The organism is Stenotrophomonas sp., from assembly GCF_031995405.1.
Classification (GTDB): Bacteria; Pseudomonadota; Gammaproteobacteria; order Xanthomonadales; family Xanthomonadaceae; genus Stenotrophomonas.
This window is the reverse complement of the sequence record NZ_DAMAGC010000043.1, coordinates 1-14,714: the sequence shown is the minus strand read 5'-3', so window position 1 is coordinate 14,714 and position 14,714 is coordinate 1. Positions and strand designations below refer to the sequence as shown.

The 14,714-nt window shown below is 66.9% G+C and carries 11 protein-coding genes; 7 read left to right on the top strand and 4 right to left on the bottom strand.

Going from position 1 to position 14,714, the window contains the following annotated elements; translation table 11 throughout:
• The coding region (locus RTO53_RS09870) for an EAL domain-containing protein (RefSeq protein ID WP_312237626.1) at positions 1-1,735 on the top strand (1,735 nt) is incomplete at its 5' end.
• A gap of 42 nt (positions 1,736-1,777) precedes the next feature.
• On the opposite strand, the gene RTO53_RS09865 is transcribed toward RTO53_RS09870, so the two are convergent.
• Positions 1,778-2,371 carry a TIGR00730 family Rossman fold protein gene (locus RTO53_RS09865; protein WP_312237625.1) on the bottom strand — a complete coding sequence of 198 codons (594 nt, stop codon included), beginning with the start codon at positions 2,369-2,371 and terminating at the stop codon, positions 1,778-1,780.
• Positions 2,372-2,694: 323 nt separating this feature from the next.
• On the bottom strand, positions 2,695-4,191 hold the full coding sequence (locus RTO53_RS09860) for an aminotransferase class III-fold pyridoxal phosphate-dependent enzyme (protein WP_312237624.1): 1,497 nt from the start codon (positions 4,189-4,191) through the stop codon (positions 2,695-2,697).
• 212 nt (positions 4,192-4,403) lie between these two features.
• Here RTO53_RS09860 and queA point away from each other — a divergent pair, with 212 nt between their 5' ends.
• The 6 genes from queA (at position 4,404) to fabV (ending at position 11,728) form a co-directional block, all read left to right on the top strand.
• Positions 4,404-5,471, top strand: a complete 1,068-nt coding sequence (queA, locus tag RTO53_RS09855) for a tRNA preQ1(34) S-adenosylmethionine ribosyltransferase-isomerase QueA (RefSeq protein ID WP_312237623.1) — start codon at positions 4,404-4,406, stop codon at positions 5,469-5,471.
• Positions 5,472-5,535: 64 nt separating this feature from the next.
• The gene (gene tgt / locus RTO53_RS09850; protein ID WP_256774000.1) at positions 5,536-6,666 is read left to right on the top strand and encodes a tRNA guanosine(34) transglycosylase Tgt; all 1,131 of its coding nucleotides are present in this window, start codon (positions 5,536-5,538) and stop codon (positions 6,664-6,666) included.
• 150 nt (positions 6,667-6,816) lie between these two features.
• Complete coding sequence (gene yajC, locus RTO53_RS09845; RefSeq protein ID WP_256773999.1) at positions 6,817-7,164, top strand: preprotein translocase subunit YajC; 348 nt, start codon at positions 6,817-6,819, stop codon at positions 7,162-7,164.
• A gap of 61 nt (positions 7,165-7,225) precedes the next feature.
• Positions 7,226-9,079: a protein translocase subunit SecD gene (gene secD, locus RTO53_RS09840; protein ID WP_312237622.1), complete on the top strand. Its 1,854-nt coding sequence runs from the start codon at positions 7,226-7,228 to the stop codon at positions 9,077-9,079.
• A gap of 16 nt (positions 9,080-9,095) precedes the next feature.
• A complete protein-coding gene (gene secF / locus RTO53_RS09835) occupies positions 9,096-10,073 on the top strand; it encodes a protein translocase subunit SecF (RefSeq protein ID WP_312237621.1) in 978 nt (325 codons plus the stop codon).
• A 395-nt stretch (positions 10,074-10,468) separates the two neighbouring features.
• The gene (gene fabV, locus RTO53_RS09830; RefSeq protein ID WP_312237620.1) at positions 10,469-11,728 is read left to right on the top strand and encodes an enoyl-ACP reductase FabV; all 1,260 of its coding nucleotides are present in this window, start codon (positions 10,469-10,471) and stop codon (positions 11,726-11,728) included.
• Positions 11,729-11,831: 103 nt separating this feature from the next.
• On the opposite strand, the gene RTO53_RS09825 is transcribed toward fabV, so the two are convergent.
• Together RTO53_RS09825 and RTO53_RS09820 are read right to left on the bottom strand one after the other, a co-directional pair.
• Positions 11,832-13,904, bottom strand: a complete 2,073-nt coding sequence (locus RTO53_RS09825; protein ID WP_312237619.1) for an EAL domain-containing protein — start codon at positions 13,902-13,904, stop codon at positions 11,832-11,834.
• A gap of 90 nt (positions 13,905-13,994) precedes the next feature.
• Positions 13,995-14,714, bottom strand: a 720-nt coding sequence (locus RTO53_RS09820) for an aminoacetone oxidase family FAD-binding enzyme (protein WP_312237618.1), incomplete at its 5' end; no start/stop codon positions are given.

Here is a 14,714-nt window from a genome sequence, read left to right as displayed (position 1 = left end):
CGGCCTGGATTTCGTGTACTCGGTGGATGAGTACAACGCCTCGCGCGCGCCGCGTCCGTTCAGCCAGGGGCTGACCGAATTCATCGTGCGCAACCGGCAACCCTTGCTGGCCTCGCGCGACCACATCGATGCGCTGCGTGCGTCCGGACGCGTACGTGAGTTCGGCGCGCGCTCGCACTGCTGGCTGGGCGTGCCGCTGCTGAGCGATGACGAGGTGGTCGGGGTGATCGTGGTGCAGAGCTATTCGCCGGACGTGAGTTTCACCGCGCACGACCAGCGCCTGCTGACCTTCGTCGCGCAGAACATCGGCAACGGCCTGGCCCGCCAGCGCGACCAGGAAGGCTTGCGCAACGCGCACGCGGAGCTGGAAAAACGCGTGGAAGAACGCACCCGTGAACTGGCCGAGGTCAACGACAAGCTGCTCGGCCAGATCGGCGAGCGCCTGCGTGCCGAGCAGCGCCTGACCCACCAGGCCATGCACGATGCGCTGACCGGATTGCCCAACCGCCTGCATCTGCTTGACCGGCTCGAGGATGCCATCGCCCGCGCCAGCGCCCCCGACGGGCCGCTCTTCGCGGTGCTGTTCCTGGACCTGGACCGGTTCAAGCTGGTCAACGACAGCATTGGCCATGCGGCCGGCGACCAGATGCTGGTCGAGGTCGCCAAGCGGATCGTCTCGATGATGGGCAGCGGCGATGTGGTGGCGCGGCTCGGTGGCGACGAATTCGCGATCCTGCTGCAGTGCGAGCAGGGGCTGACATCGGCGCGCGAGTTTTCGCAGCGGATGCTGGTGGCGCTTGAAGAATCGATGTGGGTCAAGGGCCGCGAACTGTTCCCGTCGGGCAGCCTGGGCATCGCGATGTGGAACCCGCGCTATCGCAATGGCGAAGAACTGGTGCGCGATGCGGACGCGGCGATGTACCGGGCCAAGGCGCAGGGCAAGGATCGCTGTGCGGTGTTCGACGAGGCCATGCGCGAGGAAGCGCTGCGCAGCCTGGACCTGGAAGCGGACCTGCGCCGGGCCATCATCAACCGCGATTTCCTCCCGTACTACCAGCCGATCGTGCGCTTGAGCGACGGCGCGGTGGTGGGCTATGAGGCGCTGCTGCGCTGGCAGCACGAGCGGCGCGGGCTGCTGCTGCCCAGTGCCTTCCTCGACCTCGGCGAGGAAAGCGGGCTGATCGAACAGGTGGACTGGCTGCTTTACGAAGACGTGATCGGGCAGCTGGCGCTGGGCGGGGAAGGGTATCTGTCGGTGAATGTGTCGCCGCGGCACTTCCGTTCGGCCGATTTCATCAGCCGGCTGTTCGGCCTGATCGAGGCCGCCGGTGCAGACCCGCGCCGGCTGCGGCTGGAAATCACCGAAGTGGCCCTGCTCGACGATGGCCCGCGCACGCTGCGCATCCTGCAGACGCTGCGCGAGCGGGGCGTGCTGGTGCAGCTGGATGATTTCGGCACGGGATTCTCGGCGCTGTCCTATCTGCACCGGTTCCCGATCTCGACCCTGAAGATCGACCAGAGCTTCATCGCCGGCCTGCATGGCCAGGACATCCAGAGCACGTATGCGCTGGTGCAGGGCGTGCTGTCGCTGGCGCGCACGCTGGGCATCGAGACCGTCGGCGAGGGTATCGAAAACGAGGCGCAGCGCTTGACGCTGCTGCAGCTGGGCTGCGACTACGGCCAGGGTTACCTGCTCGGCCGGCCGGCACCGATGGAAACGTTCGCGGCGCAGTAGTGCCGACCGTTGGCCGGCACTCCACATCAACGCATCAGGTGATCAACGCAGCGCGTTGCGACGCTTTTCGTCGATCCACTTGGAGGCCTGTGCCGGCTGGTAGCCGCGCATCCAGTCGAGCATGGCGTCGATGTCCGAGCCGTACCAGAGGTCGGCGCGCTGTTCCGGATGCAGGAAACGTTCTTCGACCATGCGGTCGATCATGCCGATCAGCGGCGCGTAGAACCCGTCGACATCGAGGAAGGCGCAGGGCTTGTTGCCGATGCCGAGCTGGCGCCAGGTAAGCATCTCGAAGATCTCTTCCATGGTGCCGAAGCCGCCGGGCAGGGCGACGAACGCATCGGAGAGGTCGAACATGCGCGACTTGCGTTCGTGCATGGAGCCGACGATTTCCAGTTCGGTCAGGCCGCGATGGGCCACTTCCCAGTCGGCCAGCTGCTGAGGGATGACGCCGGTGACTTCGCCACCGCCGTCCAGCACGGCATTGGCGACGGTCCCCATCAGGCCGACGTTGCCGCCGCCATAGACCAGGCGCAGGCCGTCACGGGCGATGCGGTCGCCGAGTGCGATGGCGCGCTCGGTGTAGACCGGCTTGCTGCCGGGGTTGGAGCCACAGTAAACGCAAATCGACTTCATTGGATCTTCCTGTGTTCTGAAAGCGGGTGCGGCGGAAACGAAAAAGCCCCGCCGATGACCGCTGTTCCGGTCTCGTGACGGGGTTCTTTCCGCGGGTGCGGGAGGGGATTATCGCGCGTTCCGGGCGCCCGGGCCAATCGGCCATCGGCGACGGCAGCCGACCAACGCTCGGACGGCAGCCGACCAACGGTCGGCTCTACGGATGATGGTGTACCCGGGGGGAGAGCCGACCGTTGGTCGGCTTTCGTTTTTCCTGCCTCGCCGGCTTTCGTCCCGTCGGTCGCCCAACCCCGTGCGGGTTCAACCCCGCACGGCCGCCGGGCTCAGGCCGCCTGTGACTGCTGCTTGCGCGGCCCTTCCTTCAACGCGCGCCCCACCAGCCCGACCAGCAGGTCCAGTTCTTCGCTGTCCATGCCGAAATGCGGGGTGAAGCGCAGCGAGTTCTCGCCGCCGTGGATGACGTTGATGCCATGGTTGCGCAGCCATTCCTCGGTGGAACCGGTGCCGTAGCACTTGAACTGGGGGGCCAGTTCGCAGGAGAACAGCAGGCCGGTGCCCTGCACCCTGGTGATCAGCCCGCCCAGCTCGGTTTTGAGCTGCTCCAGCTTGCGCAACGCTTCCTCGCCACGCACGCGGATGTTCTCGCGTACCTGCGGGGTCAGCAGCGACAGGGTGGCGCAGGCCACTTCCAGCGCGCGCGGGTTGGAGGTCATCGTGTTGCCGTAGATGCCCTTGCGGTACAGGTGCGCGGCATGTTCGGTGACGGCCAGCACCGAGAGCGGGAACTGGGCGGCATTGAGCGCCTTGGAGTAGGTCTCCATGTCCGGCACGTCCAGGCCTTCGAAGCCGGGGTAATCGACGATGGAAAGCACGCCGTGCGCGCGCAGGCCGGCCTGGATGGAGTCGAGTAGCAGCAGGCTGCCGTGCTGGCGGGTCAGTTCGCGGGCCAGCGCATAGAAGGATGGCGGCACCGAGCGGCCGGGGTCGCCTTCGCCCATCACCGGCTCCAGGAACACCGCCTCGATGAACCAGTGGTTCTGCTCGGCATCGGCGAAGACGCGCCTGAGTGCGTCTTCGTCGTACGGCGCGATCGCGATGACCGAATCTTCGCCACGGTAGCTCGCTAGGTGCTGCGAGTAGGTCTTGCGGCTGGAATCGGAGTACAGGCCGGGGCGGTCGGTACGCCCGTGGAAGCTGCCCTTGATCACCACGCGCTTGATCTTGCAGCCGGCGTGGCGCGCACCCGGGTCGGTCTGCAGCTTGGCGTTGACGTCGGCGATGCGCGCGGCCAGGCCGACCGCTTCGGAGCCGGAGTTCAGGCACATGAAATGGCTGTACGGGCAGCCGCCGCGGCGGTGGCCGATCTCCTTGCGCAGCGCGGTGATGAAGCGTTGCTGGGACAGGCTGGGGGTCATCACATTGGCCATCACCTGCGGGGCGGCCATGGCCGCCATGACCGCGTCGGGGGTGTGGCCGAAACCGAGCATGCCGTAGCCGCCGGCGTCGTACAGCACCGCACCCTTCAGGGTGACCACCCACGCGCCACGGGCGGCGAGGGCGACATAGGGGGTGACCGCATCGTCGGCGTAGAAATTGACGAAGCCATCCTGCATGGCGTCGATCTGGGCGCGTTCGTCCAGCGCCAGCAGGTCGCCAAGGTCGGCGCGGACGCGCTCGAACTCGACCGCGGCGGCGTCGATGGCGGCGATCAGCTGCGGGTGGCCGGCTGCCAGGCGTTCGAGGCTGGCGTCATCCAGGCCGGCGGTGAGGCGGGTGCCGGGCTGGGCGCGAAGGGGGGCAAGACGTTCGATGAAGCTCATTGCAGATCTCCTGAAACGATTGGCGGCACGGCGAAAACGCAAAACGCGCGTCTATTCGCGCGCGCTGGGGGCATTCCTGCTCGTGCATCTAACTTCCGGCCCGATGCTAGCACGCGCTTTTTCGCGCGATAACCCCGTGAAAAACTGTTGCATAGCAGCATTTTGCGCGACGTTCGCCCATCGGCGCACCGCCACGGAGGGCCGGTCGTACAATGGCCGACATTGCCTACACGTTGCCGTGCGCTCCCTTGAAGAAGTCCGATTTCAACTACGAACTGCCGCCTGAACTGATCGCCCAGGCGCCGCTGGCCGAGCGCTCGGCCAGCCGCCTGATGCTGGTGCCACCGGCCCCGGCCGCCTTCGAGCACCGCCAGGTGCGCGATCTGCCCGACCTGCTGCGCGCCGGCGACCTGCTGGTGTTCAACGATACCCGGGTCATCCCGGCGCGCCTGTTCGGGCAGAAAGCCAGCGGCGGGCGGGTCGAAATCCTGATCGAGCGCCTGCTCGGCGCCCAGCAGGCGCGCGCCCAGGTGGGGGCCAGCAAGTCGCCCAAGCCGGGCAGCCGGATCGCGCTGGATGCGGGCGGCGAGGCCGAGGTGCTGGGCCGCGATGGCGAATTCTATGTACTGCGGTTCCACGTGCCCGAGGCGCTCGAGCAGTGGTTGCTGCACGCCGGCCGACTGCCGTTGCCCCCGTACATCCAGCGCGAGCCGGGCGTGGACGATCGCGAGCGCTACCAGACCGTGTTCGCGCGCGAAATCGGCGCGGTGGCTGCCCCGACCGCCGGCCTGCACTTCGACGAGGCGCTGCTGGCCACGCTGAAGGCCAGGGGCATCGATTTCGGCCATGTGACCCTGCATGTGGGCGCGGGGACGTTCCAGCCGGTGCGGGTGGACGACCTCAAGGAGCACGTGATGCACCGCGAGTGGTTGAACGTGGGGGCCGAACTGGTCCAGCAGGTGCGCCGCACGCGCGCTGCCGGCGGGCGGGTGATCGGCGTGGGCACCACGGTGGTGCGCGCGCTGGAAAGCGCGATGCGCGATGGCGAGCTGCTGCCTTACGCGGGCGAAACCCAGATCTTCATCACCCCGGGTTACCGCATCCACAGCGTGGATGCGATGGTCACCAACTTCCACCTGCCCGAAAGCACCCTGCTGATGATGATTTCGGCGTTTGCGGGCAAGGAACGGGTGTTCGAGGCCTACCGGGCCGCCATCGCCGGGAAGTACCGCTTCTTCAGCTATGGCGATGCAATGCTGCTGTTCCCGCAGGCGGATTGACCGGGCGGGGCAGGCGCGGCGGTTTTCGGCGACAATGGGCAATTATTTGCCCGACTCCCGCTCCATGTCCCGACTCCAGTTCCAGCTCCAGACCACCGACGGTCGCGCCCGCCGCGGCCGCCTGACCTTCCCGCGCGGCACCGTGGAAACCCCGGCGTTCATGCCGGTGGGCACCTATGGCTCGGTCAAGGGCATCCTGCCGGAGCAGATCCGGGCGCTGGGCGCGGAAATCATCCTGGGCAACACCTTCCACCTGTACCTGCGCCCGGGCCTGGACGTGATCGCCGACCACGGCGGGTTGCACGGCTTCGCGCGCTGGGACGGCCCGATCCTGACCGATTCCGGTGGTTTCCAGGTGTTCTCGCTGGCGCACCGCCGCAAGATCACCGAGCAGGGCGTCACCTTCTCCTCGCCGACCGACGGCGCGCGCGTCTTCCTCGGGCCGGAAGAAAGCATGCGCATCCAGAAGGTGCTCGACTCGGACATTGTGATGATCTTCGACGAGTGCACCCCGTACCCGGCCACCGAGCCGGTCGCGCGGACCTCGATGGAGCTGAGCCTGCGCTGGGCCCAGCGCAGCCGCAACGCGCACGACGAACTGGGCAACGACGCGGCGCTGTTCGGCATCGTCCAGGGCGGCGTCCACCATGACCTGCGCAGCCGCTCGGCCGAGGGCCTGCAGCAGATCGGCTTTGACGGCTACGCCATCGGCGGCCTGGCCGTGGGCGAGCCCGAGCACGAGCGCAACGCCATGCTCGACCACATGCACCCGATCCTGCCAGCCGACCGCCCGCGCTACCTGATGGGCGTGGGCCGCCCGGAAGACCTGGTGGAAGGCGTCGCCCGCGGCGTGGACATGTTCGATTGCGTGATGCCCACCCGCAACGCCCGCAACGGCCACTATTTCACTTCGTTCGGCACCGTGCGCATCCGCAACGCCCGCTACGAGCGCGACATGGACACGATCGAGCCGGGCTGCGGCTGCCACGCCTGCACCAGCGGTTACACCCGCTCGTACCTGCGCCACCTGGACCGCTGCAACGAGATGCTGGCGCCGATGCTGGGCACCATCCACAACCTGTATTACTACGAAAAACTGATGGCCGACATGCGCGCGGCCATCGCCGCGGGAACCTTTGCCGCCTTCCGCGAGTCCTTCTACGCGGCCCGTGGCGCGGCCACCCCGGCGCTGTAAGGCCTCCACGCAGCACCGACCGCCGCGCCGACCCTGCCAAAGGGCCCGAGGACGAACTCCCGGGGCCATGGCATACTTCGTGGCTGACCCGTTTCGCGGCGACACCCAGGCCCACCAGGGCAGGGCGCCTCCCAACCCAAGGACACCAACATGAACCTGATCGCTTTCCTGATTCCTGCCGCCCACGCCCAAGCCGCTGGCGGCCAGCCGGGCGGTGGTATGGGTCTGACCACGCTGCTGTTCCCGATCATCCTGATCGCGATCATGTATTTCCTGATGATCCGCCCGCAGATGAAGCGCCAGAAGGAACACAAGGCGATGCTGGAGAAGATCAAGCGCGGCGACGAAGTGCTGACCAACGGCGGCATCGCCGGCGTGGTCACCGACATCGGCGACAACTTCATCACCATCGAAGTGGCCGACAACGTGCGCATCCGCGTGCAGAAGGGCGCCGTGGGCAACGTGCTGCCGACCGGCACGCTGAAGTCGGCCAACTGAGCCACTCCTTTTCCGAAGCACAACCGCGGCGCCGGGATGGGCGCCGCGCGGGACCCAAGCAATGCTCGAATTTCCACGCTGGAAGTATTTCCTCATCCTGATCGTGCTGGCGCTCAGCACCCTGTACGCGCTGCCCAACGTCTACCAGAAGGACCCGGCCGTCCAGATCACCGCCAACCGTGGCGGGCAGATCGACGATGCGCTGCGTGACCGCGTGCTGGCCGACCTGGCCAAGGCCGGGGTCAAGACCCTGGGTGCGGAAAAGGAAGGCGACAGCCTGATCGTCCGCCTGGCCGACCTGCAGTCGCAGGCCGCCGCCAGCGACACCCTGCGCGACAGCGTGGGTGAGGACTATGTGGTGGCGCTGAACCTGGCCTCGACCGTGCCGGAGTGGCTGGCCAAGCTGGGCGGCAGCCCGATGGTGCTCGGCCTGGATCTGCAGGGCGGCGTGCACTTCGTGCTGCAGGTCGACCAGAAGGCCGCGCTGGACAAGCGCCTGGATGCCTACGCCGAAGACGTGCGCAGCAGCCTGCGCGATGCCCGCATCGCCTACCAGTCGGTGGAGCGTCGCGCGGACAACAGCATCATCGCCACCATCAGCCCGTCCGCCGGTGCCGAAGCGATCACCCGCGCCCGCGACGTGATGGCCAAGGCGCAGCCGACCCTGGGCTATGAGGTCAACGACAACCGCATCACGGTGAAGGTCCCCGAGGCCGAGCTGACCCAGATCGCCAATGGCGCGATCGAGCAGAACATCAACACCCTGCGCAACCGCGTCAACCAGCTTGGCGTGGCCGAGCCGATCATCCAGCGCCAGGGTGCCGACCGCGTGGTCGTGCAGCTGCCGGGCGTGCAGGACACCGCCGAAGCCAAGCGCATGATCGGTGCCACCGCGACGCTGGAATACCGCGCCGTGGTCGAGGGCAACGCGCAGGACGCGATCGCCAGCGGCCGCATTCCGCCGGAAGCCAAGGTCTACCAGCGCCGTGACAACGGCGGCCCGGTGCTGCTCAACAAGCGCGTGATCGTCACCGGTGACCAGATGGTCGCCGCGCAGGCCACCACCGACCAGAACGGTTCGGCGGCGGTCAGCGTGACGCTGAACAACGTCGGCGGCCAGCGCATGTTCGACTTCACCAGCGCCAACGTGAACAAGCCGATGGCGGTGGTCTACACCGAGCGCATCCCGACCGTGAACATGGTCGATGGCAAGGAAGTGCGCAGCTTCCGGGTCAAGGAGGAAGTGATCTCCGTGGCCAACATCAACGGCGTGTTCGGCAAGAACTTCCAGACCACCGGTCTGGAAAAGAAGGAAGCCGAAGACCTGGCCAAGCTGCTGAAGTCCGGTTCGCTGGCAGCGCCGATGGACTTCGTGGAAGAGCGCGTGGTCGGCCCGAGCCTGGGTGCGGAGAACGTCAAGAACGGCATCACCGCGGTGGTCTACGCGTTCATGTTCACCCTGGTGTTCTTCAGCATCTACTACCGCATGTTCGGCGTGATCACCTCGCTGGCGATGCTGTTCAACCTGCTGATCGTGGTGGCGGTGATGTCGATGTTCGGTGCCACCATGACCCTGCCGGGCTTTGCCGGCCTGGCGTTGTCGGTGGGCCTGTCGGTCGACGCCAACGTGCTGATCAACGAGCGTATCCGTGAAGAGCTGCGGGCCGGCGTGCCGGGCAAGACCGCCATCGTGACCGGTTACGAGCGTGCCAGCGGCACCATCCTCGACGCCAACCTGACCGGGTTGATCGTCGGCGTGGCCCTGTATGCGTTTGGTACGGGCCCGCTGAAGGGCTTCGCACTGACCATGATCATCGGCATCTTCGCGTCGATGTTCACGGCAATCACCGTATCGCGCGCCCTGGCGACGCTGATCTACGGCCGCCGCAAGAAGCTCCAGAACGTGGCCATCTGACGGGACGACACGCACAATGAAACTGTTTCCGCTGCATATCCTCCCGAACGACACCAAGATCGACTTCATGCGGTGGCGTCATGCCGCGATGGTCGTGACCCTGCTGCTGTTCGTGGGTTCGATCGCGTTGATCGCGACCAAGGGCTTCAACTACGCGCTGGACTTCACCGGCGGTACGCTGATCGAGGCTCGCTTCGAGCGCAAGGTGGACGTCGAAGACGTCCGCGCCAAGCTCGAGGCCAACGGCTTTGAAGGCGCACAGGTGCAGAGTTTCGGTGGCAACACCGATCTGCTGATCCGCCTGGCACCGCAGGGCGAACACGCACCGGGCACCGGCAATTCGGCCAGTGACCAGCGCACCGCCGCTGCGGTGGTGAAGGCCATTTCCACCGGCGACAACAAGGCGACGGTGCTGCGCAACGAGTTCGTGGGCCCGCAGGTCGGCAAGGACCTGGCGATGAACGGTCTGTACGCCACGCTGTTCATGCTGGTGGGCTTCCTGATCTACATCGCGTTCCGCTTCGAGTGGAAGTTCGCGATCACGGCAAGCATCGTGGCGCTGTTCGATCTGCTGGTGACGGTGGCCTACATTTCGGCGATCGGTCGCGAGTTCGACCTGACGGTGCTGGCCGGTCTGTTGTCGGTGATGGGCTTCGCCATCAACGACATCATCGTGGTGTTCGACCGCGTCCGCGAAAACTTCCGCAGCCTGCGCGTGGAGCCGCTGGAAGTGCTGAACCGTTCGATCAACCAGACGCTGTCGCGTACGGTGATCACCGCGGTGATGTTCTTCCTGTCGGCACTGGCGCTGTACATGTACGGCGGCACGTCGATGGAAGGCCTGGCCGAAACCCACATGGTGGGCGCGGTGATCGTGGTGCTGTCCTCGATCCTGGTGGCCGTGCCGATGCTGACCATCGGCGCGCTGCGCGTGACCAAGCAGGACCTGCTGCCCAAGGCCAAGGACATCGAAGCGCTGGAGCGCCGTCCGTAAGTCATCGGCTGCACGACGTACCTGAGAAGCCGCGCCCTGCGCGGCTTTTCTTTTTGCATCCCCATCAGCCCGTTTTGGTAGAGCCGGGCCATGCCCGGCTGCTCTCCCACCCACGCGCGGCCACCTGTCGGGCAAGCGGCGGGATGGGGTTGCCAGGACCGTCGGGCGCCATGGATGGCGCCCGCGAGCCCCCACGGACGGGTTTACGGCGTGTCCTGCCAACCCCATCCCGTCGCTCGCAAACGCAGTGACAAACCGCCCGCCATACACCCCCGTCGGTTGTGCAACGCGCCCCCGCGCACTACGATCCCTTGCGTTCGCGCAGCCGCCACGGTGGCGCGCGTTGCCCCCTTTCATCGCGCAGGCCCGGCCTGCGCCAGTCAATCGAGGTCTCCATGGTCATCAAACCGCGTGTGCGCGGCTTCATCTGCGTCACCACCCATCCTGTCGGCTGCGATGCGGCCGTCAAGCAGCAGATCGAGTACATCCAGTCCAAGCCGAAGATCGCCAACGGCCCGAAGAAGGTGCTGGTGCTCGGTGCATCCACCGGCTACGGCCTGGCCGCGCGCATCACCGCTGCCTTCGGCAGCGATGCGGCCACCCTCGGCGTGTTCTTCGAGCGCCCGGGTACCGAAACCAAGCCGGGCACCGCCGGCTGGTACAACACCGCCGCGTTCCACAAGTACGCCGGGCAGGCCGGCCTGTACGCCAAGAGCGTCAACGGCGATGCGTTCTCCGACGAGGTCAAGGCCAAGGTCATCGAGCTGATCAAGCAGGACCTGGGCCAGGTCGACCAGGTCGTGTACAGCCTGGCCGCACCGCGCCGCAAGCATCCCAAGACCGGCGAAGTGATCAGCTCCACGCTCAAGCCGATCGGCGCGCCGATCACCCTGCGCGGGCTGGATACCGACAAGGAAGTGATCACCGAAACCACGATCGAACCGGCCACCCCGGAAGAAGTCGCCGGCACCGTCGCGGTCATGGGCGGCGAAGACTGGCAGATGTGGATCGATGCGCTGCTGGAGGCCGGCGTGCTGGCGGACGGCGCCACCACCACCGCCTTCACCTATGTCGGCGAAGAGATCACCCAGGCCATCTACTGGAACGGCTCGATCGGCGCGGCCAAGAAGGACCTGGACACCAAGGTGCTGGGCCTGCGCGAGAAGCTGGAGAAGATCGGCGGCGATGCGCGCGTGTCGGTGCTCAAGGCCGTGGTCACCCAGGCCAGCTCGGCCATTCCGACCATGCCGCTGTACCTCTCGCTGCTGTTCAAGGTGATGAAGACCAAGGGCACCCACGAGGGCTGCATCGAACAGCTCGATACGCTGTACGACATTCTCTACGGCGGCAAGGACGCGGGCACGGCGATCGAGCGCCTGCGCCATGACCTGGTCACTGACGGCGGCCGCAAAGTCGACCTGATCGACGAGGCCGGTCGCCTGCGCGCGGACTACAAGGAAATGGCGCCGGAGGTGCAGGGCGAAGTCGTCGCGCTGTGGCCGCAGGTGACCAACGAGAACCTGTACGAGATCAGCGACCTGGCCGGCTACAAGGCCGATTTCCTGCGCCTGTTCGGGTTCGGCGTGGAAGGCGTGGATTACGACGCCGACGTCGCCACCGACGTGAAGATTCCGAACCTGGTCGAGATGGCCTGATCGGAAGGACAGATGCCGGCCCACGGCCGGCATCCCCACGCGCAGTCCCGGTCAAGGACCGGGATCTGCGCAGCAGGTCAGGCGATCGCGCCGCAACCCTGCATCAGGCGAACTCGAAGTCCATCGCCGGACCGGCCGGGCCGACGAACTCGCCCTGCACGTAGTCCACCCCGGCACTGAACAGCAGGCTCATCGAGTTGGCATCGGCGACGAACTCGGCGATGGTGCGGATGTTGGCCGACTGCGCGCGCGCGGTGATTTCGCTGATTTTGTCGCTGTGCTCGCGGGTGCTGGCGACATCGCGGGTGAAGTCGCGGTCCAGCTTGAGGAACTGCGGCTGGAAATGCGCCAGCAGCTGGAACGAGTCCAGCCCCGAGCCGAACTGCTCCAGCCCGATCTGGCACCCCAGTGGTGCCACCTCGGCCAGGAACTGCTGGGCATTGCGCAGGTGGGTGAACACCTTGGCTTCCGGGGCGTGCAGCCACAGCCGCTCGCCCGGCACGCCGTGCGCCTGCAGTTCGCGCCGCAGGGTGGCGATCATCTGCGGGTCGTTGAACGATTCCGGGGTGATCTTGACCATCATGTAGGTCGGCTTGCCGGCGCGCTCGCGCTGGCCGAGCACGCCGATGGCATGGGCCACCACCCAGCGGTTGATGTCGGCCAGCAGGCCGTGTTCTTCGGCGATGCCCAGGAACGCGGTCGGGCTGAGCAGCTCGCCGTTGTTATCCAGGCGCAGGTAAGCCTCGTACAGTTCCAGCGGTTCGCCCTGCAGGTTCAGTGCCGGCTGGTAGTGCAGCTGGAAGCCGTCGCCGGCCAGCGCCTCGCGGATGCGCGCGACCCAGCGCTGGATGCGCTCTTCCTCGACCCGGTCGACCGCGGCCGGATCGAAGATGCGCGTGGTGTTGCCCAGTTCGGACGCCGCCTGCTGGCATTCGGTGGCACGCGCCAGCACCTGGCCGATGCTGGCGATCTTCTCGCCCACCTGCACGCCACCGATGCTGACGGTGACCGTGGCCGAACGTTCGCCGATGCTGAACACCTGGGCGGCGAACGCCTCGCGGATCTGGTCGGCCAGTGCCACCGTCTGCGCGTAGGCACCTTCGGTGAGCACCGCGAAGCTGTGTTCGCCGAAGCGGGCAACCTGGGCCTGCTCGCCCACGCTGTCGGCCAGCACCCGGCCCAGTGCACCGATCAACGCATCGGCCGAATCCAGCCCGATGTCCGGCAGCAGCCGCGCGTAGTGGTCCGGCTCGATCAGCAGCAGGCCGAACTGACCCTCGCTGCGACCGGCCTGGGCCACTGCGTTTTCGACATGCAGCATGAAGGTGGGGCGGTTGAGCAGGCCGGTGACCTGGTCGCGCTGGCGCAGGTCTTCGACCTCGCGCGCCAGCTCCGGGTCGAACTCCATGCGCCGGCGGCGGAACACCACCTGCAGGCAGGATTCGCCTTCGTAGCTGGCCTGGGTGAATTCCATGGTGGCCGCGAATACCGCGCCGTCCTGGTTGCGCGCGTCCACCTGGTACTGCGGCGGCGGCGCCTCGCCCTTGCTCATCGACTTGAGCAGCTGCTTGAAGCCGTCCACGTGCTGCGGGGCGACCATGTCCAGCAGCGAGATGCCTTCGACATCATCGAAGGAGTCGTAGCCGAACATCTCCAGGTACGCCTCGTTGGCGCGGATGTGCATGCCTTCGTGGACGTAGGCGATCGGGTCGCGCGAGGAGGAGATCAGCGCATCGCAGCGGCGCTCGGTCTCGCGCATCTGCGCCTCGATGCGGCGCAGCCCGCGGCGCGCATGCAGGTCGGTCCATTCGTTGCGCACCACCGCCAGCAGGTGTTCGGGGCGGTTGCGCAGGGCGATCGCACGGATGCCGTTGGCACCGGCTTCGACCCATTCGTTCTCATTGATCGATTCGGCCAGCAGGATCATCGGGATGTCCTTGCCGCTGGCCGCGATCTGCTGGGTCACCTGCAGCAGCGGGATGCTCTGCGCCGGGGCGACCAGCACCAGGTCGATCGGCTGGCTGCCCAGGATCTGGGCCAGCTCCTCGGCGTGCTGCGGGCGCGCCGGGCGCACGGCGATGCCGCTCTTGCGCAGCGTGCTGACGCTGGTTTCAGCGTTCTCCCCGCTGTCATCCACGATCAGCAGGCGGACGGTGATGTCATTCGCGTTCTGCATTCACTACTCCCCGGACTGCAAACTTGATACACGATGCGTGTGGATACGTCCATGCGGCAAACGGTAGCCGGTCACGGATCCACGGTGTGGTCAGACCACCTGGCCGGCGGCGTGGCCGCTGGCCCAGGCCCATTGGAAGTTGTAGCCGCCCAGCCAACCGGTCACGTCCAGCACTTCCCCCACGAAGTGCAGGCCAGGGACCAACTGCGACTCAAAGGTGCTGGAAGACACTTTCCGGGTGTCCACCCCGCCCAGGGTGACCTCGGCGGTGCGGTAGCCCTCGGTGCCGCTGGCCACCAGCGGGAAGCCCTGCAACAGGGCGGCGGCCTCGCGCAGCTGCGGCTCGTCGATCTGCCTGACCGGGCGGTCCGGCAGCCAATGCTCGCACAGGCGCAACGCCAGCCGCCGCGGCAGCACCTCCGACAGCACCGTGCGCAGTTCGGCCGCGCCGCGCTCGGCCTTCATCCGGCGCAGCCAGGCGTCCGCGTCCTGGCCCGGCAGCAGGTCCAGGCGCAGGTCGTCGCCGGGCTGCCAGAACGAGGAGATCTGCAGGATCGCCGGGCCGCTGATGCCGCGGTGGGTGATCAGCATCGAGTTGCGGAATTCCACGTTGTTGCAGCGTGCCGTGATCGGCAGCGCCACGCCGCTGAGGTCGTTGAAGCGTTCCTGGTGCTTGCCGCTCAAGGTCAGCGGCACCAGCCCGGCGCGGGTGGGCAGCACGTCGTGGCCGAACTGGCGCGCCAGTTCATAGCCGAAGCCGCTGGCGCCCAGGCTGGGAATGGACAGCCCGCCGGTGGCCACCACCAGCGA